Here is a 21,679-nt window from a genome sequence, read left to right as displayed (position 1 = left end):
AATGCAAGCTTCGGACAAGGCCTATCCGCCATGGCGCATGGCGGCTCTGCTGGCGCTGTGCGTGGCCTTTCCGTGGGTGCATGCCTTCAGCTGGGGCCCCAACCCCGACATGATGCAACGCCTCGTCACAGCAGCTGCCAACGCGGGCTTTCTGTTCATCTGGGCGATGGGTGGACGTTGGCTCTCGCTGCACCAACTGGTGCGCACAGTGGCCGTGGCATGGCTGGTGGCAGCGCTACTGAGCTCTATCATGGCTCTGCTGCAGTACTTTGGGGCCGTAGAGGGCTGGCTAAGCGAGTGGATCACCCGCACCACCGCTGGCAATGCGTTCGCCAACCTGCGGCAACGCAACCAGTTTGCGTCACTCACCTCCATCGGGCTGCTGAGCCTGTTGTTCATAGCGCAGTGGCCAGCAAAACGCGACCTGTACCCAGCACACAGACTGCGGCAGTGGCTGATTGCTGCCGCGGTGCTTCTCTTGGCGGCAGGCAATGCGGCCAGCAGCTCGCGCACTGGGGCCGTGCAATGGCTGCTGATTGCCGGACTGGCGCTGGTATGGGAGACGCACGGCCAGCGCCCCCTGCTGCGATGGAGCGTGCTGGCACTGGGCCTGTATCTGGCGGCCAATATCGTGCTGCCTTTACTTCTGCAAGCGGTTAGTGGCTTGGAGCCCAGTAGTACGCTGGACCGTTTCAATGAAACCAGGCGCGGCGAAGCTCGCACCGTACTCTGGGCCAATGTGCTGGAGCTGATCCGCGAGCGGCCCTGGGTCGGATGGGGGTGGGGTGAGCTGAAGTTTGCCCACTTCATGCACCCTTATGCCGGCGAACGCTTCAACGACATTCTGGACAACGCACACAACCTGCCCCTGCATCTTGCCGTCACGCTCGGCGTGCCAGCGTCGGTGGCGCTGTGTGGTGCCGCTTTGGTACTGACATTGCGGGCGCGACCCTGGCGTGAAGTGTCTGCCACCCGCCAGCTGGCCTGGGGCGTACTGATGGTGTTGGCCGTGCACAGCCTGCTGGAGTATCCGCTGTGGTATGCCCCGTTTCAGGTTGCTGCCGCACTGGCAGTGGGCATGCTTTGCGGACGCCGACTTTTGCACTGGCCCGGGCTGCCGGTACTGGCGAGCGGTGTAGCCGGCTTGCTGATCACCACGACCGCCTACGCAAGCTGGGACTACTGGCGCGTCAGCCAACTCTATATGCCGCCCGCACTCCGCGCCGACATGTGGCGTGAAGACACGCTGAACAAAGTGCGCGACTCGGTCATCTTCCGTGGGGAGGTGCAATTTGCTTATGTGACCACTACGCCGGTCACGTCAGAGACGGCAGAGGCGCTATACAAAGCGTCCCTGCAAACCCTGCACTTTTCGCCAGAGCCCAAGGTCATTGCGGTGCTACTGGAAAGTGCCGCTCTCTTGAGTATGGAAAGCCCGCTCACCGAGCACATACGCCGGCAATGGCGGGCAGCGTACCGCGAAGGCTACTGAGTGCTCAAAGCGCCGCGCTCCGGCGACTGAACCACCAGCCCTCCAAGCTGTAAACCACCAGCGCTGCCCATATCAGGCAAAAACCGATGGCCCGTGCCGAGGCGAACGGCTCGCCATACAACCACACACCGATCAACAGTTGCAAGCTGGGCGAGATGTATTGCAGGATGCCCATGGTCGCCATGGACACGCGGCGCGCGCCGGCTGCAAACAGCAGCAATGGCACCGCCGTAAAGGGCCCGGCCAACAGCAGCCAGCCGATGTCTGCCGCGCTACCCTGCACCAATGCACCCTGCCCGTGCAGACCCCACCACAGCAACAAGCCCCCAGCAAATGGCGCGAGAACCAGGGTCTCCAGCGTCAACCCTTCCAGCGCGCCCAGTGCGCCCACTTTGCGTAGCAGGCCGTAGAACCCGAAGGTGACGGCCAGCACCAATGCCACCCATGGCACATGGCCCGAGAGCAAGGCCAACCAAAGCACACCGGCAGCGGCTACCGCGACGGCCAGCCATTGCCCGGGGCGAGGGCGTTCGTGCAGGAACACAAAACCCAGCCCCACGTTGACCAGCGGGAGAATGAAATAGCCGAGGCTGGCGTCCAACACATGGCCGTTTTGTACAGCCCACACGTACACCAGCCAATTGATCCCCAGGAGCACCGCCGAGAGGGCAAATGCGCCCATGACCTTGGGCGTGCGCCACACCGCACCCAGCCAAGCCCACTGCCGGCGCACGGCCAACACCGCCAGCAGCAAGACCATGCACCAGACGGTGCGGTGCATCACCACCTCCAGGGCGGGGATGACTGAGAGTTGTTTGAAATAGATGGGGAAGAGGCCCCAAGCCAGATAGGCCAGGGTGGAATACAGGACACCAAGTTGCATGAAGTTGCTTTGCGTTGTTGCAAAGTCGTTTCTAAATTTCTCATTTGGATCTGCAAACTTCGTCGTTCTCAGATCAGTGGACTTTGCGAAAAATAGGCGACATCGACATTCCGCAGCGCCTGACAAAGGTCGCGGTGAGTTGATCAGGGGCATCACGATGCATCTGCCTTATCACCCTATTTTCACCGGAGTTGCCATGAGTATCGTCAAGTCATTTCTGTCACCGTCTACGGACGCTACCCAGTCTGCTTACGCAGCCAGCCTCTTGCGCGTGAGCCTGGGAGTCGTTCTACTGGCCCATGGATTGCTCAAAGTGCTGATCTTCGGTTTGCAGGGAACTGGAGAATTCTTCAACAGCATCGGTTTCGCCGCTTGGTTGGTGTATCCGGTAGTGGCACTGGGAGTGGGCGGGGGCCTTCTTTTGATCGCGGGTCTGTGGGTGCGGGCCGTGGCCACCCTTTCGGCGGTGCTGCTGGCTGTCACGGTGTTTGTGCATGCACCCAATGGATGGGTGTTTTCTTCCGCGAATGGCGGCTGGGAATACCCCTTGTTCCTGACACTGGTTGCCATCGCTGTGGCGTTGGCAGGCGGCGGCAAATTTGCTGTGAAGTGGCCCGCGCGTCAACCCGAGACAACAACACCAAAAACAGCAACTGCGGCTACCTGAGAGAGGGTAGTTTTTGAGGAGGCCCATGTGACCGGGGGGTAGCATGGGCCTTCCTTTTTTATCTTCGCAGCACCAAAAATCCAAACACAGTTGCAGTGAGATACATGCTGACCGAATAAATGGCAGCAGGCAGCGCCAATTGCAAATTGCCCAAGACAGCCATCGCGACAAAAATGGCGAGGGTCGAGTTGTGAATTCCGATCTCGAAGCTCACTGCTGTGGCAATGGGTTTGTCCAGCCCCGCGCCCCGCGACAGGTAATAACCCGCCAACAGACTCACCAGATTGAACAACAGCACCACAGGTCCCAGACTGCTGAACGACTCCGAGAGCGCTGCCCATTCCTTGACAATGGCAATCAACGAAAAGGCGGCCAAGACCAGCGCGCTGAACACTTTCATGGGTGGCCCCATGCGCTCGCTAAACCCGGGACGATGGCGGCGCACCACCATGCCGATGACCACCGGCACCATGACCACGGCCACCACTTCCAGCACCTTGCCGAATTGCAGGGGCACCACCTGCCCGCTTTGCAGGTAGGTCGCGATGGCCCAGTTGGCAATGAGCGGCAGGCTGACGATAGAGAGCACAGTGTTAATGGCCGTGAGCGAGATGTTCATGGCCACATTGCCGCCGAAGAGATGGCTGAACAAGTTGGCAGACACTCCACCGGGAGAGGCCGCCAGCAGCATCAGGCCCACGGCGTAAATGGGCTGAACACCCAACAGCACAATCAGCGCCACAGCACAGGCCGGCAATACCAACATCTGGAGTACCAAAGCCAGCAAGACCGAACGCGGATGCTGGCGCAGGCGCGCGAAGTCTTGCACGGTCAATGACAGCCCGAGGCCGAACATGACCAATGCCAGAGCGACCAGCAACAGGCTGGGCAGGGCGGCAGTAAAGCTCATGCGGCCAGGCCGCCGGGTGCGGATGCAGTGCCCAGACGGCGGCGGATTTCATCACGCACATCCGTGCGCATGTTCAGATGGAAGGCCACTTCGGCCACCAGAAACAGGGGTCCCACCAACAGGCCGATCAGATCATCCACAAAGGCGGGCTTTTTGCCCTCGAAGTAGTGGCCCACAAACTGGAAGGCCCACCCCACCACAAACAAGCCGATACCCCAACCCAGCCAGACGCTGGTGCTCTGCGCGGCAAACCACTGGCTGGCCGCCAGCGCAGCGGCCAACAAGACCGCCATGACGACACCGAAGCGCGCATCCAGCCGTGTATAGAACCAGGTAGAAGCCAGCGCCACCAGAACGGCCGGGCTGAGGTGCAATCCCGCAGCGGCCCACTGGGGGCGCGACAGCAGGATGGTGACCGCCAGCACGATCATGGGGATTCCTACAAAGTGGGTGGCAACGTTGCGCCCGTCCTGGTGATAGGCGGCGTACTGGGTCAGGTGGTCGGTGAGAGTTTTCATGTTTGTCTCCTTGGCTCTGGGCGGATCATGGGTGCAGGTATGCTTGCCGTCTGTCAAGTAGCCGACACATCACACTCCACCTAGTGAAAGCCCTGATGCCCGACGTTTCCAGCCATTTGCCCATGCTACGCAGCGGTCGCTGGTTTGCCCAGCTGCCGCCGGACTTTGCCCAAGGCTTGCTGGACATGGCCCGTGTACGCCACCTTCAGGCCGGCGAAAAGTTGTTCCTGCGGGACGCCGCGCCCTGCGGTCTCTATGCCGTGGTGCGCGGCACCATCCGCATCTCGGGGCACAGTGGCGAGGGAGACGGGGCGCGTGAGGCTGTGTTGGTGCTGCTCTCGCCGCCCCAATGGTTTGGCGAGATTTCGGTGTTTGACGGCTCTGCCCGCACCCACGACGCCCATGCGGCTGAGCCGTGTACGCTGCTCCATATTCCCCACGAGGAGCTGCTGGCATGGCTCACCCAGCATCCAGCGCATTGGCGTGACCTGGCCGTGCTGATGGCCGACAAACTGCGCCTGGCCTTCGTGAGCATGGAGGAACAAACTGTGTTGCCTGCGCCCCAGCGCCTCGCACGGCGCCTGCTGACCATGGCCCTGAGTTACGGTCAGGCCACAGAAAGCGACCGTACCTTGCGCGTACTGGTCGTCACCCAGGAACAACTGGCCTTGATGATCGGCGTATCACGCCAGACCACCAACCAGATCCTGCGCGATTTCAAAGCCCGTGGCGTGTTGCACGTGCAGCGCGGCTGTATTGAGCTGTTGGATCTGCAGGCGCTGCGCGCGGAGTGCGAATAACGCATCTGCTTCCGCCAAAAAAGCTCCGCCACCGCCCATAAAAAAACGCGCCCGAAGGCGCGTTTTACTTGCATGAGGGGGAGTTCCTCCAAGGCTACCGCAGAACCGGCTCCGCCGGGCTGCAGGTAGCGCCCCCTGCAAGGGGGAGGCGGCAAAGCCGCCAGGGGGGTGAACTTTACTTCGAAACGACACGAGCCATTTCCAACACTTTGTTGGAGTAGCCCCATTCGTTGTCGTACCAGCTCACCAGCTTGACGAAAGTGCCGTCCAAAGCGATGGAGGCTTCTGCGTCGTAGATGGAAGTGCGGCTGTCACCACGGAAGTCGGTAGCAACCACTTTGTCTTCGGTGTAACCCAACACGCCCTTCAAAGCGCCTTCGGATTGCGCCTTCAACTCTGCGTTGATTTCGGCAATGGTGGCAGAGGTGTTCAGTTCGACAGTCAAGTCGACCACGGATACATCGCTAGTAGGCACGCGGAAAGCCATGCCGGTGAGCTTCTTGTTCAGCTCAGGAATCACCACGCCCACGGCCTTGGCTGCGCCGGTGCTGGAAGGAATGATGTTTTCGAGAATGCCGCGGCCGCCGCGCCAGTCTTTGTTGGACGGGCCGTCCACGGTCTTCTGGGTGGCAGTGGCAGCGTGCACGGTGGTCATCAGGCCGCGCTTGATGCCGAACTTGTCATTGATCACCTTGGCCAGGGGAGCCAGGCAGTTGGTGGTGCAGGACGCGTTGGAGATGATGGCTTGGCCGGCATAGGTCTTGTCATTCACGCCGTACACAAACATGGGGGTGTCGTCTTTGGAAGGAGCGGACAGGATGACCTTCTTGGCACCAGCGTCGATGTGCTTCTGGGCGGTTTCCTTGGTCAGGAACAAGCCGGTGGACTCGACCACGATATCGGCGCCGACTTCAGACCACTTCAGGTTCGCAGGATCGCGCTCCTGGGTCAGGCGGATCTTCTTGCCGTTGACGATCAGGACGCCATTGTCGACAGACACTTCGCCCTTGAAGCGGCCGTGCACGCTGTCGTACTGCAGCATGTAGGCCAGGTAGTCAGGCTCCAACAGGTCGTTGATGCCGACGATTTCGATGTCGTTGAAGTTTTGCACCGCTGCGCGGAACACCATACGGCCGATGCGACCGAAACCATTGATACCTACTTTGATTGCCATGGGATACCTCAATAAAAATCAACTAGAAACTATAAGCGGGTGTAACCACTTGGTAAGCGGCGCTTTTCATCAAGAAATACGCGCCGCTTGAGCCAACTCAAACTTTGCGGGTCAATGCGGCCTGCACGGTGTCTGCCACGTTCTCAGGCGTGAAGCCGAAGTGCTTGAACAGTACCGGAGCGGGAGCCGATTCACCGTACGTATCCAGACCGACAACGGCCGCAGTGCCGTACTTCCACCAGCCACCGGTGGAGCCCATTTCCACCGCAATGCGGGGCACGCCGGCCGGCAACACGCTGGACTTGTACTCGGTGCTTTGCAGGTCAAAGGTGGTGGTGGAGGGCATGGAGACCACGCGCACCGCGATCTTGCGCTCGGCCAGCACCTTTTGCGCAGCAATCGCCAGTTGCACTTCGGAACCGGTGGCAATGATCACGGCCTGGGTCTTCTTCTTGATACCCACATCCGATGGCTCGGACAGCACATAGGCGCCCTTGCTGATGGAGTCGATGCCGGAGGCATCTGGGGCGGCAGCGGAGTCGCACTTGGCAGCGTACGCAATGTTCTGGCGGCTCAAGAGCAGCGCAGTGGGCTTGGCCCTGTTTTGCAAAGCGACGGTCCATGCCACGGCGGTTTCGGCCGTGTCAGCGGGACGCCAGACATCCAGGTTGGGGATCAGGCGCAGGCTAGCAGCGTGCTCGATGGACTGGTGGGTGGGGCCGTCTTCGCCCAGACCGATGGAGTCGTGGGTGAACACGTGCACCACACGCAGCTTCATCAATGCCGCCATGCGGATGGCATTACGGCTGTAGTCGCTGAAGGTCAGGAAAGTGCCGCCGTAAGGGATGTAACCACCGTGCAAGGCCACGCCGTTCATGATGGCGGCCATGCCGAACTCGCGCACACCGTAGTTGATGTGGCGACCGCCCTGGCCGGCTTCGTTGGTCACCACGTCGCCGGTCAATGCGTCAAAACGCAGATTGGGCGTGCTCTTGGTGTTGGTCAGGTTGGAGCCGGTCAAGTCGGCAGAGCCCCCCAGCATTTCGGGCAAGGCTGCGGTGAAAGACTCCAGCGCCAACTGGCTGGCTTTGCGGCTGGCCACGGTTTCGCCCTTCTGGTGGGCAGCGATTACGGTGTCCACCGCGGTCTGCACGAAGTTTTTGGGCAGGTCGCCCTTCATGCGGCGCACGAACTCTTTGGCCAGCTCAGGGAAAGCGGCTTTGTAGGCGGCGAACTTGTCGTTCCACGCCGCTTCTGCAGCCTTGCCTTTTTCCTTGGCGTCCCAGTCTGCATAAACCTCCTTGGGGATCACGAAGGGGGCGTGGCTCCAGCCGATAGTTTCGCGGGTGAGCTTGATTTCTTCAGCGCCCAAAGGCTCGCCGTGGGCCTTGGAGGTGTTGGCGCGGTTGGGGCTGCCCTTGCCGATGTGGGTCTTGCTGATGATCAGGGTGGGGCGGTTGTCGGTGCCGGCCTTGGCTTGTGCAATCGCAGCAGAGACAGCACCAGCATCGTGCCCATCCACGGGGCCGATCACGTTCCAACCGTAGGCCACAAAACGTTGGGCAGTGTTGTCGATGAACCAAGGGGCGACTTGACCGTCGATGGAGATGCCGTTGTCGTCATACAGGGCGATCAGCTTGCCCAGCTTCCAGGCGCCGGCCAGTGCGGCGGCTTCGTGGCTGATGCCTTCCATCAGGCAACCGTCACCCATGAACACATAGGTGTGGTGGTCCACGATGGCATGGCCTTCGCGGTTGAATTCTTTGGCCAGCAGCTTTTCAGCCAAGGCAAAGCCCACGGCGTTGGTGATGCCCTGGCCCAAGGGGCCGGTGGTGGTTTCCACGCCGGGGGTAATGCCGAACTCGGGGTGACCCGCGGTTTTGCTGTGCAGCTGGCGAAAGTTCTTCAGCTCGGTGATAGGCAGCTTGTAGCCGGTCAGGTGCAGCAACGCATAGATCAGCATGGAGCCGTGGCCGTTGGACAGGATGAAGCGGTCGCGGTTGGCCCAGTGGGGGTTGGTGGGGTTGTGGCGCAGGTGCTCACCCCACAATGCCACTGCCATGTCGGCCATGCCCATGGGGGCGCCGGGGTGACCGGAGTTGGCTTGTTGCACAGCGTCCATGGACAGTGCGCGGATGGCATTTGCCATGTCTTTGGTATTGGGGGTGGGGGCCATTGAGGGCAACTCCGGGAGGTAGGTTAAGAAAGAGTGGAAGCGTAAAACTGTCGCGATTTTACCGGTGCGGGTTTTGGCGGACCTTACACCCCTGCAGCGCACGCGCTTGGCGCCCTTGGGCTATGCTTTTGACATGAGCCTCCTCTTCACCCCCACCACCCTCCCCTCGCCCGATGGCGGCCTCGTTTTGCCTAACCGGATTGTGGTGGCCCCCATGTGCCAATACCAAGCCGTGAACGGGGAGGCTACAGACTGGCATTTGATGCATTGGGGCAACCTGCTCAATAGCGGTGCCGCCATGTTCACCATCGAAGCCACGGGCGTGTTGCCCGAAGGCCGCATTACACCGGCCTGTCTAGGGCTGTGGGACGACCGCACCGAGGCCGCCTTGGCCGATAAACTGCACCGCGCGCGCAAGTTGGCGCCGCGCACCGCGGTATGCATCCAACTCGCGCACGCGGGTCGCAAAGCGTCGAGCAAACTGCCATGGCAGGGCGGGCAGCTGCTGGCGCGTGAAGAAGGCGGGTGGGAGCCGGTAGGTCCTTCAGCACTTCCCCAGTTGCCCCAGGAACCACCGCCCGCCGAGCTGACACTGGAAGGCATGGAGCGCGTCAAAGCCGCGTTCGTAGAGGCTGCGATTCGTAGCGCCCGGTTGGGTGTGGAGGCGATCGAACTCCATGCGGCCCATGGTTACCTGATGCATGAGTTTTTGTCGCCCATCGCCAACCAGCGCACCGATGCCTACGGGGGCAGCCTGGAAAACCGCATGCGCTTTCCGCTGGAAGTGTTTGCCGCACTGCGAAGCGCCTTCCGCGGTGTGCTGGGTGTACGCATCTCTGCCAGCGACTGGGTGGAGGGTGCGTGGGATGTGGAGCAAAGCGCGGTGTTTGCGCAGCAGCTCAAGGCGCTGGGCTGCGACTTCATCCACGTGTCGAGCGGCGGGGTCTCGCCCCAGCAAAAAATTGCGCTGGGTGCCAACTACCAGGTGCCGTTTGCGAAGCGCATCCGCGAGGCATCCGGCATGGTCACCACGGCGGTAGGACTGATCACCGAGCCGCAGCAAGCGGAAGACATTCTGCAAGCCGGCGATGCCGACCTGATCGCCCTGGCCCGTGCTTTCCTCTACAACCCGCGCTGGGGATGGCACGCCGCCGCCGCATTGGGTGGCCAAGTGGAAGGCAACCCCGTCTACTGGCGCTGCCTGCCGCGCGAGGCTCAGAGCGTGTTCGGCAAGGTGGCAGTGGGCACGCGCTAGTTGATTGCGGCCGGCACCACTGCGGCGCTATCAGGTGACGGAGGGTTCGGCTTCACGGCGAGTGCAGGAGAGATAGCTTGCCCGTCTACGCCTATGCTCTCCAAAAAGCCGCCATTGGCCCATTCCTCGTAGCGCCAGTCTCCGCCAACGCGGACCACGCCGGCAGGAGGCTGCACCTCCTGAACAGGCACATTCTTGAGGGCGGTGGCCATGTAGTCGATCCACGCCGGCAACGCGAGTGCAGAACCGGAGGCGCGCGATCCCAGGCTGCGCGGCGTGTCATGGCCCACCCACACCACCGCCACCAGGCCGGGCTGGTAGCCCGCGAACCAGGCGTCCACCACGTCATTGGTGGTACCGGTTTTGCCATACAGGTCCGGGCGCTTGAGGGTGGCTTGGGCTTTGGCCGCCGTGCCGGTGCGGGTGACCTCTTGCAAAAGACTGGACACCATGAAGGTATTGCGTTGCGGCACGGCGCGCACGGTCTCGTCCAGCACCTGAGGCTTGGCTTCGAACACCACCTCGCCATTCGTGCGGGCAATCTTCTGGATCAGCACCGGGTTCACACGGTAACCGCCATTGGCCAGCACCGAATACGCGCCCGCCATTTGCAAGGGATTGGTGGAGCCGGTGCCCAAAGCCTGAGTCAGGTTGTCGGGCTGGCGCTCGGGGTCGAAGCCGAACCGGCTGGTCCACTCGCGGGCGCCCACCGGTGAAAGCAGCTGCATCAGGCGGATGGACACCAGGTTCTTGGAGCGGGCCAGCGCGCGGCGCAGGGTAATGGGGCCGTCGGTACTGCCGTCATCGTTTTCGGGTGCCCAATCACCCACGTTTTCCATGGGCGCGTCATTGACAAGCGACTCGGGCTGCATGCCGCTCTCGATGGCTCCGGAGTAAATGAAGGGCTTGTAGCTGGAACCCGGTTGCCGCCAGCCTTGGGTCACGTGGTTGAACTGATTGCGGTGAAAGTCGAACCCGCCCACCAGCGCGCGAATCTCGCCATTGGCCGGGTCCATGGACACGAAAGCCCCCTCGGCCTCGGGCCACTGCACCAGGCTCCAGGCCTTGCCCTGTTGCAGCACCCGCACCACTGAGCCGCGGCGCAGTTTGAGCTTGGCGGCTGCAGAGTCACCCAAGCCGGACTGCGCGGGGCGCAGGCCGGTACCGTCGATGGTGATCGCCTCACCCGAGCCCAGCACCACGCTGACAGCCTTGGCACTGGCACGGGTGACGATGGAGATGCGCAGGTCTTCGTCATCGTCGTAGTCGGCGAGCGCCTGGGCCACGGCCGGATCTTCGTCCTTCAAGTCGGCAGCGAGGCTCTCCTGCCCCTCCGGACCGCGCCAGACCTGGCGCAGCGAGTGTTCCACCAGCGTGTGACGCAGCGCCTTGTAGGCTACCTGCTGGTCCGCAGCACGCAAAGTGGTGGTGACGTTGAGGCCGGTGGTGTAGCTCAGCTCACCGAACTGGGCATAGACCTGCTGGCGCACCATCTCGGCCACGTACTCCGCGTGCACATCCACTTCATTGCGTTTTCGCACAGCGAGCTTTTCAGCCTTGGCTGCCTGGTACTGCGCTTCGTCGATCACACCTTCCGATCGCATGCGGCTCAAGGCCACCAGCTGGCGGGTACGTGCGCGCTCGAAATTCTGGATGGGGTTGGCAAAGTAAGGGTTCTGCGGCAGGCCGGCCAGCATTGCGCACTCGGCCGCACTGAGCGCAGAGAGCGTTTTGCCGAAGTAGGCCTGTGCTGCCGCTTCGAAGCCGTATGCCCGTGCGCCCAGGTAGATCTGGTTCATGTAGAGCTCCAGAATCTGGTCTTTGTTGAGCTGGGACTCGATCTTGTAGGCCAGCAGCGCTTCCTTGATCTTGCGCTCCAAGGTGCGCGAGCGGCTCAGGAAGAATGTGCGCGCCACCTGTTGGGTGATCGTGGACGCCCCTTGGGTGCGGCCGCCGGTCAGGTTGGCCACGATCGCGCGGGCGACGCCTATGGGGTCCAACCCGCCATGGCCATAGAAGCGCGAATCTTCCACAGCCAGCAGGCTGTCTTTCATCAGCTTGGGAATCTGGTCAATGGGTTTGTAGACCCGGCGTTCGGTCCCGAAACCGGCTACTTCAACACCATCGGCCGTGAGCACACGCAGCGGTTGCTTGGGTTGGTAATTGGAGAGGGAAGATGTATCCGGCAGCTGGGTCGAGAAAAACGCGACCGCAGCGGCCAGAAACAGGGCACCCAGCACTGCCAACACCAGGCCGGTTTTGAGGATGCGCATGGGCCAGGGGCCCCAGGAAGTGGTTTGCATAGCGGCTCGAAGATGGAGCGCGCATTATCGACAGTGCCGGTCGCGCGCGGGCGACCCGTTTGTAAACGCTATGAAAAAAGGAGCTACTCGCGCAATATGGGCGGGCGCTACTTGCTCTTTTTGCCTGATTTTTTCTTGGGCAACAAGGCGTCGTGCAAAGCCACAAACTCCTGGGTCAGCTTGTGGCCGGGCTCCAGATAAATCATGGGTTTGGACTGCTCGTGCGACTCGCGGATCTTCACCGAGGCACCGAGGTAGGGCTGCAAGACCGGCAGGCCTTCGTCAATCAGCTCCTGCACTAGGCGCTGCGGCAGGTTGGCGCGCGGCTGGAACTGGTTGACCACGATGCCTTCCACTTCCAGATTCTTGTTGTGGTCAGCCTTGATCTCCTGCACGTTCTCCAGCAGGGTATAGAGCGCGCGGCGGGAAAAATCGTCGCAATCAAACGGGATCAGGCAGCCCTGCGCGGCAATCAGCGCGCTGCGGGTGTAGAAATTGAGTGCCGGCGGGGTGTCGATGTAAATCTGGTCGTAGTCGGCGGCCAACTGCTCCAGGGCGTCACGCAGCTTGTAGATCTTGTGGCGGCTCTCCAGCTTGCTGTGCAGCTCGTCGAGCAGCGGGCTGGATGGCAGCAGGTCAAGATTGGGCCACTGGGTTTCGCTGATGTAGTCGCTCGCAGGCTTGTCGCGCACGGTGAACTTGAGACTCTGCTCAAAAAACTCGGCCACGTTGGGCAGCTCGTCGGCCATGTCGGCGCCCAGCAGATAGCGGCTGGAGTTGCCCTGGGAGTCCAAGTCAATCACCAGGGTGCGCAAACCCTGGGATGCGCTGATGGCCGCCAGGTTGCAGGTGATGGTGGACTTGCCAACGCCACCTTTCTGGTTGAAAACAACGTGCTGCATAACGATTTCCTTTGATCAAAGCGGTCCACGGGGATGCAGGCAGTCTAGCGGGGCCGCATGACACGGCGCTGAACACCCCTGCGCACACGCCATGCAGGCAAAAACTGCGCCAGTGCGTGGGCTATGCTTCCTCACCATGCCTGACCTATTGCCCTCTGACTCCTCTTCTGACACCGCCTCGCCCGCACGCACCAGCCCCGCCATCGTGCTGGCTGCCGGCCGCGGCGAGCGCATGCGCCCGCTGACCGACACCCGCCCTAAGCCCCTTCTGCAGGTGCACGGCAAGCCGCTCATGCAGTACCACTTGGAGGCGCTGGCCGCAGGGGGCTTTGCGTCTGCCATGGTGAACACGGCCTGGTTGGGCGAACAGATCGAGGCTGCGTTTCATGATGCTTTAGCCCTCCAGCGCCCGATGGATGTGCGCAAGCAGCTATCAAATTCAGAGCAACCAACCACCAGCATCCATCTGCATTACTCTCATGAAGGCCGCGATTTTGGCGGCGCGCTGGAGACGGCTGGCGGCATTGCCCGCGCCCTGCCACAGTTGGACACGGTGTTCTGGTCCATGGCGGGTGACGTATTTGCGCCCGACATGGTGTTCACCCGTAGCGCCTTGAAGCGCTTTGCGGGCAGCGGCATGTTGGCCCACCTGTGGCTGGTGCCCAACCCGGCGCACAACACGAAAGGGGACTTCGGGCTTGAGGCGGTGGGCGCGGGTGGCATTGGCCGCTGCGTGGACCCCGCTCCGGGCAGCACTGCGCCCCGCTACACCTACAGCACCTTTGCCCTGTTTCACCGCGACCTGTTTGCCCAGCCCTGGTGCGACATTCCCGCCGGCAACCCGCACGGCATCAAAGCGCCGCTGGCTCCGCTCCTGCGCAAGGCCATGCAGGGTGCACGGGTGAGCGCCGAGATTTACACTGGCCGCTGGACCGACGTCGGCACCCCCGAGCGCTTGGCAGAACTCAACGCACAGACACCATGACCCAGTCCTCCACCTCCGCACTCACCGCAGACTACGCCGGCCGCCGCGCGCGCCTGGCCGCCCACATCGGCCCGCATGGCGTGGCGGTGCTGCCCACGGCCCCGGAGCAGCAGCGCAACCGGGATGCGGACTTTTTGTTCCGCCATGACAGCTACTTCCATTACCTGAGCGGCTTTGCCGAGCCGCGGGCTTGGCTCGTGATCCAGGGTGACGGCACCACCACCCTGTTTTGCGAACCCAAAGACCTGGAGCGCGAAATCTGGGACGGCTTTCGCCTCGGGCCGGATGCAGCGCCGGGCGCCCTGGGCGTGAACGCCGCCTATTCGGTAGACGAGCTGGACCAGCGCCTGCCCGGCTTGCTCGATGGCGCCGATGCCGTCTGGTACCCCTTTGCCACCCACAAGGGCCTGGAGACCCGCATCGACGGCTGGCTCAGCAGCCTGCGCGCCCGCGTGCGCTTTGGCACGTTGGTGCCCGAGCAGGTGCGCGACCTGTGCGGCCCGCTGGACGAGATGCGTCTGATCAAGGATGCCTATGAACAGGACGTGATGCGCCGCGCCGCGCAGATCAGCGCGCAAGCCCACATCCGCGCCATGCAGCTCTCGGCCCGCATGCTGCGCGAAGGCAAAGACGTGCGCGAATACCACCTGGACGCTGAGCTGCTGCATGAGTTCCGCCTGCAGGGCTCGCAGTATCCGGCCTACAGCTCCATCGTGGCCGCCGGTGCCAACGCCTGCGTGCTGCATTACCGTGCCGACGCGGCCCCGGTGCGCCATGGTGAGCTGGTGCTGATTGACGCGGGCTGCGAGCTGGACGGCTACGCCAGCGACATCACCCGCACCTTCCCTGCCAACGGCACATTCACCGGCCCGCAGCGCGCGCTGTATGACCTGGTGCTGGCCTCGCAAGTGGCCGCTGTGGAAGCCACCAAGGCCGGCGCGCGCTTTACCGACCCGCATGACGCCACCGTCAAGGTGCTGGCGCAAGGCATGTTGGACTTGGGGCTCTTGAACAAAAACACCGTGGGCCGCCTGGACGATGTGATCGAAAAGCGCGCCTACTTCCAGTTCTACATGCACCGCACCGGCCACTGGCTGGGCATGGATGTGCATGACTGCGGCTCGTACACCGAGCCGTCTGAGCTGGGCACCAAGCATGTGCGCAAAGACGCACTCACCGGCAATGAGATCGTGAACCGCCCTGCGCGCATTCTGCGCAGCGGCATGGTGCTGACCATAGAGCCCGGTATTTATGTGCGTCCGGCACCAGGGGTGCCGGAGCAGTTCCACCACATCGGCATCCGCATTGAAGACGACGCCATCGTCACCGACACCGGCTGTGAGCTCATCAGCCGCGGTGTGCCGGTGGAGGCAGATGCTATTGAAGCCTTGATGCGCTAAGGTTCGATAACGGGCCGATCAGTCCTCGGCGGTGTCGTCCTGTTCGGCCGCCTGGTGGACGGCCTCCCAGTGGCGCTTGGGCAGGTGGCCGAGCAGGCGCTCGACGGCCGTGTCCACCACATCCTGATTCACCTCATGGCCCACGAAGGGAATGACGTCGGCCGTAACATCCGAACCTAGGCTCACCAGGTGCTCTGCCGCCGTCACGGTGTAGCCGTAGTGCATCACCTTGTCGGCCTTGCCGTGCACAAAGTGCAGGGTGGTGTGGGCGTGCGGTGCCTTGGGCAGTTGGGCGAAGCGGCCCGACAAGGCGAGCACGCGGCCGGCCAGAAAGACATCTTGCTGGGTGGATTCCAAGGCCATGATGGCGCCCTGCGAAAAGCCCACAAGCGCTGTGGCCTCGGGGCTGACGCCGACGCGGGCTTGCCAGTCCTGCACAGCCTTCACAAATGCGGGCATGGCGGCTGCCACGCGCTCAGGGCGGTTTTCTTCGGTTATCCCGACCACTGAAAACCACTGGTAGCCCTGGCCGAGGTCAGAGGCCTGTGGACCTTGCAAGCTGACCACCAGCGCTTCCGGAAACTCTTGCGCCAGGCGCCGGCCAAACGGCACCAGACCTTCGGGCGTGGCGCCCACACCGTGGTGCAACATGAAAAGTTGTTGGGGGGTGCCTGCCGGCTGTTGAACGACGATGTCTGTCATGGGCTCACTCCTTATCTTGTGCGGCCGCGCGGCCTGAATGGCGCAATGTGATGCGGGCCAGCACCAACGCAACGATAGCCGAACCCGCAATGCCGGCCACCATGGGGCGGGCGGTGCCATCCGCCATGGCGCCCGTCACTGCCATGACCACCGCACCGGTCACGAACTGCAGGGTACCCATCAGGGCCGAGGCGGTGCCGGCAATCTCGCCATGTTCATCCAGCGCCAGCACCGCTGTGGTCGGCACCACCAGACCCAAGAAACCGTAGCCCACAAACAGCATGCCCAGCATCACATCCAGCCGCTCGATGCCGCTAAGGTTGACTGCCAACAGCAGGCTCATCATCAACGCGTACCCCACCACCGCAAACTTCACCAGCTTGACCAGGCCGAAGCGCGCGCTGAGCTTGCCTGTGAACTGCGAAATGCCGATGAAAGACGCCGCATTAGCCGCAAACGCGATGCTGTACTGGCGCGGCGTGAGACCGTAGTGGTCGATCAGCACAAACGATGAATTGGCCAAGTAGGCAAAGAAGCTGGAGATACCGAAGGCACCGATGAACACCAGGCCCAGAAAATGCCGGTCCTTCAACAGCACGCCGTAAGCGGCCAAGGCACTGGCAAAGCTGCTGTTGACGCGGTCTTCCGGAGGGCGGGTTTCCGGCAGGCTGGTGGCCAACAACACCAGGCCCAACATGGCGGCCACGGTCACAGCCCAGAACACGGCTCGCCAGCCAAACACTTCAATCAGCACGCTACCGGCCAGAGGCGCGAGGATGGGCGACACGCTGAACACCAGCATCAGCAGCGACATGAGCCGCGCGGCGTCATGCCCGGTATGCAGATCGCGCACCACCGCACGCGGAATCACCATCCCGGCGCAGGCGCCCAGCCCCTGGATGAAGCGCAACACCACCAGGGTTTCAATGTCCGGCGCCAGCGCGCAGCCCACGCTGCCCAAGGCAAACAACACGAGACCAAAGTACAGGGGCGCCTTGCGGCCCACCATGTCGGACACGGGGCCGTAAATGATCTGGCCCACACCCAGCGAGATAAAAAAGGCCATCAGGCTGGCCTGCACCGCACCCATGGAAGCCCCCAGGCTTTGGCCGATGGAGGGCAGGGCGGGGAGGTACATGTCAATGGCAAACGGGCCGATGGCCGACAGCAGGCCGAGCACCAGAGCGGTGCCGAGGAAGGAAGTTTTCATAGGGGCGCGAGCATACCCCCGCCGCGTTACACGGGGGGCCGGTGTGTGATTGAAGGTGAATGCGGGCTCTTTTTCCTGCACGTTTTGGCTCGGGCTCGGCTATAAAGCGGAAACCCCCTAAAGGAGATTGCGCATGAAAGGCATGGTCTTTACCGAGTTTCTGGAAATGGTGGAGGACAAGTTCTCTGCCGACATGGTGGACGACATCATTGACGACAGTGCGCCTCCCAGCGGCGGTGCGTACACCGCAGTCGGCACTTACGACCACAATGAGCTCGTAGGCATGGTGGTCGCGCTCTCGCAGCGCTCAGGCCTGCCGGTGCCGGCGCTGGTGCATGCTTTTGGTGTGCACCTGTTCGGACGCTTTCATGCGCTGTACCCCGCGTTTTTCGGCGGCATTACTTCGGCGGTCGATTTCTTGTATGGCATCGAGTCGGTGATCCATACCGAAGTGCGCAAGCTCTACCCGGACGCCCAGCTGCCCAGCTTTGATTGCGAGCGTTTGCCGGACGGCTTGAACATGCTCTACGCCTCCCCCCGGCACTTCGGCGACCTGGCCGAGGGCCTGATTGCCGGTGCGGTCACCCACTTCGGAGACCCGGTCAACGTCACTCGCGTCAACTTGCCGGATGGGGCTATCCGCTTCGAACTCCGCAACAAAGCCTGACTGCGTGACAGATTCCGCTGCCCCGCCCCCGCTGGATCCTCATGCCGAAGCCCTGAGGCGTATGCAGGGGCGGTTGGACCGCGAGAAATCGGCGCGCAAGCAAGCGGAGCATTTGCTGGAAGAAAAGAGCCTGGCCTTGTTCCAAGCCAACCAAGTGCTGGAACAGCGGGTCAGCGAGCGAACGGCGGAGCTGCAAGCCGCACTGGTGCAGGCCGAGTCGGCCAACGTGGCCAAAAGCCGCTTTCTGGCGATGATGAGCCACGAAATCCGCACGCCCATGAACGGCGCACTCGGCCTGACGGAGCTCCTTAAATCCACGCCCCTGAATAACGAGCAGGCCGGCTATGTGGACAACATCCTCATGGCGGGAAATGCCCTGCTCAGCCTGATCAACGACATCCTGGACTTCTCCAAGATTGAAGCGCACCAGATGGAGTTGGAGCGCATTCCTTTCAATCCCCGGCAGGTGGTGCAGGACACTCTGGCGCTGTTCCGCACACAGGCACAGGCCAAGGGATTGGTCTTGCACCTCGACATGGATGACCATGTACCCGACCATGCGACCGGCGACCCGAACCGCTTGCGGCAGGTTTGGATGAACCTGGTGGGCAATGCGCTCAAGTTCACCTCGGAAGGTGAGGTTCGCATTGCGCTGCTCTGCACGCCCGAAGGCCTGCGTTGCAGTGTGAAAGACACCGGTATAGGCATGAGCGCGGAGGTGATGTCGCAGTTGTTCGAGCCCTTCAAGCAGGGGGACAGTTCCATTTCCCGCAAGTTCGGCGGCACCGGTCTGGGTCTGGTGATTTGCAAAGCGCTGATTGACCAAATGGGCGCCGATTTGCAGGTGCAAAGCACGCCCGGAGTCGGGACTGAATTCAGCTTTACCTTGTCGCCCGCTGCCTTGGGCCTGTCTGCTCCCGAGGCCTGGACGCGACCCGCAGAAGTTGCCGTCGAAGCGGCACCTGCGGCACACATGGATTTGTCGGGGCTGCGCATCCTGCTGGTGGATGACCAGCCTCTCAACCGCCTGCTGGCGCGTAACCAGCTCAAACAGCTGGGCTGCCCGCCGCACAAGGAGGCCGAGAACGGCCTGCTCGCCTTGGAGCGACTCCGGGAGGCCGAATTCGATGTGGTGCTGATGGACATGCAAATGCCGGAGATGGACGGCATCACGGCCGCCAAGGCCCTGCGCGCCATGCCCTTGACCCGGCAACCGTTGGTTATTGCCATGACGGCCAATGCCTACGCGGAAGACCGTATCGCCTGCATGGAAGCCGGCATGGATTTGTTTTTGAGCAAACCTGTGCAACTCGACACCTTGCGCCAGGCATTGAACCAGGCAGGCGCCCTGCGGGCTTCCTGAGTTCCTCACCGGAGCGTGGCACGCCGCCCCTTTGGGACTACAAAAGATAGTTTCTATCTATAGATTAGTCAAATGCGATTGGCTTTATTGAAGCGCAGTGCCTACCATTCACTCCATGCCGCAGAAATGGTTTCTGTAGCCACCGCCCCAGGAGATGACCATGAGCACCGCACAACGCCCCGAGATCAAGACATTTGCCAATCTGGAAGCCGCCTTCGCCGGCGAGTCCATGGCCCACATCAAGTACCGCTATTTCGCCAAGCTCTCCCGCGAGATGGGCGATGAAGCGACGGCCCGCGCCTTTGAAGAAACCGCCGACCAGGAAGTCATGCACGCATTCGGTCACCTGGACTTGCTGTACCCCAAGGCCACCATGACGCCGGCCAAGGCCTTGCAAATCGCCATCGACGGCGAGACCTACGAGTACAGCGAGATGTACCCGGGCTTCCGTGCCACGGCAGAAGCTGAAGGCAATGCCGCAGCCGTTGCCGAGATGGACGAGCAGATTGAAGAAAGCAAGGTGCACGCAGCCCAGTTCAAAGCGACTCTGGAGAAAGCCCAGAAACGCTTCGCCGCCCTGGCCCGCGTCGAGGAGCGCCACGCCAACCACTACAAGGCGCAACTGGCAACTCTGACCGCTTAAGCCTGTCTTCAGCAGGCTGCTTTACGCTACTAATTTCATAGCTTCTCGCGCATATCACACGTGCGCTAGCAACACTTTTGACTCTTTACCTTTGAATACCATGAAAACTTATATCTGCATCGTTTGCGGCTTTGTGTATGACGAAACTGCCGGCCGCCCCGAAGACGGCATTGCGCCCGGCACCTTGTGGGCCGATGTGCCCGAGAGCTGGGAGTGCCCGGACTGTGGCGTAGCCAAAGCGGACTTCGAGGTCGTTACGATCTAGGCCATCCGGCCTCAAGCCCACCCACAGGAAATCACGATGAATCGCAACGTCCCACCGACCCCACCCCGCCCCACTGCCCACAGCCACCGCACAGGAGCCCGCGCATGAGCAGCTCTCCTGTCATCGTGATCGGTAGCGGCGTGGCCGGTTGGACCACGGTGCGTGAGTTCCGCAAGCTCGACGCCAACACTCCGGTGGTACTGGTGACCGCAGACAGCGGGGACTTCTATGCCAAGCCCACGCTTTCGAACGCTTACGCCCAAAAGCGGGGTCCCGCGCAACTGGTGACGACCCCCGCCGCCAAAATGGCAGAGACCCTGCAAGTCACGCTGATGGACCGTTCACGTGCGGAGAGCTTGGACACAAGCGCCAAGACCCTCACGGTGCGTCAGGGTGACACTGTGCAGGCTTTGAGCTACCGCAAGCTCGTACTCGCGACCGGTGCTCACCCGATTCGCATTCCCTTGCAGGGCGACGCTGCCGACCGCGTGCGCTCCATCAACACACTCGATGATTTCGCGGGTTTCCACGCCGCACTGGGGGTTGACGCCACCGTGCCCGGCAGTGGCGACGGTAAAACCGTAGTAGTGATGGGTGCCGGCCTGATCGGCTGCGAGTTTGCCAACGACCTCGCGCTAGCCGGTGTCCAGGTCCATGTGGCGGACCCCGCTGCACGGCCCCTGGCTGCTTTGTTGCCCGCCGAAGCTGGCGAACAATTGCAGGCCGCTTTGTCGGGCCTGGGCGTGCAATGGCACTTCGGCACCTCGGTCGCGTCTGTGAATGCGGATGCCAACGGAAAGCTGCTGGCCACCCTGGCGGATGGCAGCACCGTACTAGCCGATCTGGTACTCAGCGCCATTGGCTTGCGCGCCGATACCGCTCTGGCACTGGCCGCAGGGCTGGCCTGTGAACGGGGTGTCCTTGTAAACACTCGCTTGGAAACCTCCGCCGCGGATGTCTACGCCCTGGGCGACTGTGCCCAGTACGAGAGCGCCGGTCAACGCACCCTCCCTTACGTCATGCCCGTAATGACTGCAGCGCGCGCACTGGCCGCGACCCTGGCAGGCACGCCCACCGAGGTGGTGTTTCCCTTGATGCCAGTCAGCATCAAAACACCGGCTTTGCCCATTGTGGTGGCTGCAGCGCATCCCGCCACGGCGGGCCAGTGGGAGGCTGAAGGCAGTGAGGGTGCTTGGCGTTTTGTGGATTCGGCCGGTCAGCAACGGGGCTTTGTGCTGGCGGGCAAGAGCACTGCACGCCGCATGGAAATGGCCAAGCTCACTACGGCGTGAGGGCGCCAAAGGACTGGTCATAACCCCATACGCCATTCGCATAAAGTTGGCCTCCTCTGTAGCGGGGAGTTA

The 21,679-nt window shown here is 62.2% G+C and carries 20 protein-coding genes; 11 read left to right on the top strand and 9 right to left on the bottom strand.

All coding sequences use genetic code 11. The features are described from left to right. The first annotated feature begins 1 nt into the window (after nucleotide 1). Nucleotides 2-1,492: a PglL family O-oligosaccharyltransferase gene (locus tag ACOAP0_RS10750; RefSeq protein WP_498376391.1), complete on the top strand. Its 1,491-nt coding sequence runs from the start codon at nucleotides 2-4 to the stop codon at nucleotides 1,490-1,492. Nucleotides 1,493-1,496: 4 nt separating this feature from the next. Here ACOAP0_RS10750 and rarD read toward each other — a convergent pair whose 3' ends face one another. Next, entirely contained in the window at nucleotides 1,497-2,375 is an 879-nt protein-coding gene (rarD, locus tag ACOAP0_RS10745) for an EamA family transporter RarD (RefSeq protein ID WP_498376390.1), read from the bottom strand. Nucleotides 2,376-2,571: 196 nt separating this feature from the next. Between rarD and ACOAP0_RS10740 the strand changes: the two genes are divergently transcribed. Continuing rightward, entirely contained in the window at nucleotides 2,572-3,042 is a 471-nt protein-coding gene (locus ACOAP0_RS10740) for a DoxX family protein (RefSeq protein ID WP_498376389.1), read from the top strand. A gap of 58 nt (nucleotides 3,043-3,100) precedes the next feature. Here the strand turns inward: ACOAP0_RS10740 and ACOAP0_RS10735 are convergent, their stop codons facing one another. Both ACOAP0_RS10735 and ACOAP0_RS10730 read right to left on the bottom strand, forming a co-directional pair. After that, entirely contained in the window at nucleotides 3,101-3,952 is an 852-nt protein-coding gene (locus ACOAP0_RS10735) for a bile acid:sodium symporter family protein (protein ID WP_498376388.1), read from the bottom strand. Further along, nucleotides 3,949-4,470, bottom strand: coding sequence for an Mpo1 family 2-hydroxy fatty acid dioxygenase (locus ACOAP0_RS10730; protein ID WP_498376387.1), 522 nt, complete (start codon nucleotides 4,468-4,470; stop codon nucleotides 3,949-3,951). Before ACOAP0_RS10730 ends, ACOAP0_RS10735 begins: the two co-directional genes overlap by 4 nt. Nucleotides 4,471-4,565: 95 nt before the next feature. Between ACOAP0_RS10730 and ACOAP0_RS10725 the strand changes: the two genes are divergently transcribed. Continuing rightward, nucleotides 4,566-5,270: a Crp/Fnr family transcriptional regulator gene (locus ACOAP0_RS10725; protein ID WP_498376386.1), complete on the top strand. Its 705-nt coding sequence runs from the start codon at nucleotides 4,566-4,568 to the stop codon at nucleotides 5,268-5,270. A gap of 175 nt (nucleotides 5,271-5,445) precedes the next feature. Here ACOAP0_RS10725 and gap read toward each other — a convergent pair whose 3' ends face one another. Next, complete coding sequence (gene gap / locus ACOAP0_RS10720; protein WP_087495857.1) at nucleotides 5,446-6,444, bottom strand: type I glyceraldehyde-3-phosphate dehydrogenase; 999 nt, start codon at nucleotides 6,442-6,444, stop codon at nucleotides 5,446-5,448. Nucleotides 6,445-6,541: 97 nt separating this feature from the next. Continuing rightward, on the bottom strand, nucleotides 6,542-8,620 hold the full coding sequence (gene tkt, locus ACOAP0_RS10715; protein ID WP_498376385.1) for a transketolase: 2,079 nt from the start codon (nucleotides 8,618-8,620) through the stop codon (nucleotides 6,542-6,544). A 133-nt stretch (nucleotides 8,621-8,753) separates the two neighbouring features. Between tkt and ACOAP0_RS10710 the strand changes: the two genes are divergently transcribed. Continuing rightward, nucleotides 8,754-9,875: an NADH:flavin oxidoreductase/NADH oxidase gene (locus tag ACOAP0_RS10710; protein ID WP_498376384.1), complete on the top strand. Its 1,122-nt coding sequence runs from the start codon at nucleotides 8,754-8,756 to the stop codon at nucleotides 9,873-9,875. Here the strand turns inward: ACOAP0_RS10710 and ACOAP0_RS10705 are convergent. Continuing rightward, nucleotides 9,872-12,178 (bottom strand): penicillin-binding protein 1A, encoded by a 2,307-nt coding sequence (locus ACOAP0_RS10705; RefSeq protein WP_498376383.1) that lies wholly within the window; start codon nucleotides 12,176-12,178, stop codon nucleotides 9,872-9,874. The genes ACOAP0_RS10710 and ACOAP0_RS10705 overlap by 4 nt on opposite strands. Before the next feature lie 107 nt (nucleotides 12,179-12,285). Then, entirely contained in the window at nucleotides 12,286-13,080 is a 795-nt protein-coding gene (locus ACOAP0_RS10700; RefSeq protein ID WP_498376382.1) for a ParA family protein, read from the bottom strand. A 136-nt stretch (nucleotides 13,081-13,216) separates the two neighbouring features. Between ACOAP0_RS10700 and ACOAP0_RS10695 the strand changes: the two genes are divergently transcribed. Together ACOAP0_RS10695 and ACOAP0_RS10690 are read left to right on the top strand one after the other, a co-directional pair. Continuing rightward, nucleotides 13,217-14,065 (top strand): nucleotidyltransferase family protein, encoded by an 849-nt coding sequence (locus ACOAP0_RS10695; RefSeq protein WP_498376381.1) that lies wholly within the window; start codon nucleotides 13,217-13,219, stop codon nucleotides 14,063-14,065. Continuing rightward, nucleotides 14,062-15,465, top strand: a complete 1,404-nt coding sequence (locus tag ACOAP0_RS10690; protein WP_498376380.1) for an aminopeptidase P N-terminal domain-containing protein — start codon at nucleotides 14,062-14,064, stop codon at nucleotides 15,463-15,465. Before ACOAP0_RS10695 ends, ACOAP0_RS10690 begins: the two co-directional genes overlap by 4 nt. 18 nt (nucleotides 15,466-15,483) lie before the next feature. Here the strand turns inward: ACOAP0_RS10690 and ypfH are convergent, their stop codons facing one another. Beyond that, nucleotides 15,484-16,167, bottom strand: a complete 684-nt coding sequence (gene ypfH, locus ACOAP0_RS10685; protein ID WP_498376379.1) for an esterase — start codon at nucleotides 16,165-16,167, stop codon at nucleotides 15,484-15,486. Between the two features lie 4 nt (nucleotides 16,168-16,171). Beyond that, entirely contained in the window at nucleotides 16,172-17,377 is a 1,206-nt protein-coding gene (locus ACOAP0_RS10680) for a multidrug effflux MFS transporter (RefSeq protein WP_498376378.1), read from the bottom strand. 133 nt (nucleotides 17,378-17,510) lie between these two features. Between ACOAP0_RS10680 and ACOAP0_RS10675 the strand changes: the two genes are divergently transcribed. The 5 genes from ACOAP0_RS10675 to ACOAP0_RS10655 all read left to right on the top strand — a co-directional run bounded on the left by ACOAP0_RS10675 (nucleotide 17,511) and on the right by ACOAP0_RS10655 (nucleotide 21,607). Next, entirely contained in the window at nucleotides 17,511-18,044 is a 534-nt protein-coding gene (locus ACOAP0_RS10675) for a heme NO-binding domain-containing protein (protein WP_087495848.1), read from the top strand. Nucleotides 18,045-18,048: 4 nt separating this feature from the next. After that, complete coding sequence (locus ACOAP0_RS10670; RefSeq protein ID WP_498376377.1) at nucleotides 18,049-19,407, top strand: ATP-binding protein; 1,359 nt, start codon at nucleotides 18,049-18,051, stop codon at nucleotides 19,405-19,407. Nucleotides 19,408-19,567: 160 nt separating this feature from the next. Further along, complete coding sequence (locus tag ACOAP0_RS10665; RefSeq protein ID WP_498376376.1) at nucleotides 19,568-20,050, top strand: rubrerythrin family protein; 483 nt, start codon at nucleotides 19,568-19,570, stop codon at nucleotides 20,048-20,050. 100 nt (nucleotides 20,051-20,150) lie between these two features. Then, entirely contained in the window at nucleotides 20,151-20,315 is a 165-nt protein-coding gene (locus tag ACOAP0_RS10660; RefSeq protein WP_087495845.1) for a rubredoxin, read from the top strand. A gap of 104 nt (nucleotides 20,316-20,419) precedes the next feature. Continuing rightward, a complete protein-coding gene (locus ACOAP0_RS10655) occupies nucleotides 20,420-21,607 on the top strand; it encodes an NAD(P)/FAD-dependent oxidoreductase (RefSeq protein WP_498376375.1) in 1,188 nt (395 codons plus the stop codon). Nucleotides 21,608-21,679 lie beyond the last annotated feature (72 nt).

It is taken from the genome of Curvibacter sp. Hmag1.1, assembly GCF_059769165.1.
Note: the sequence above shows the minus strand (reverse complement) of the source record. Positions and strands in the feature narration are given on the sequence as shown.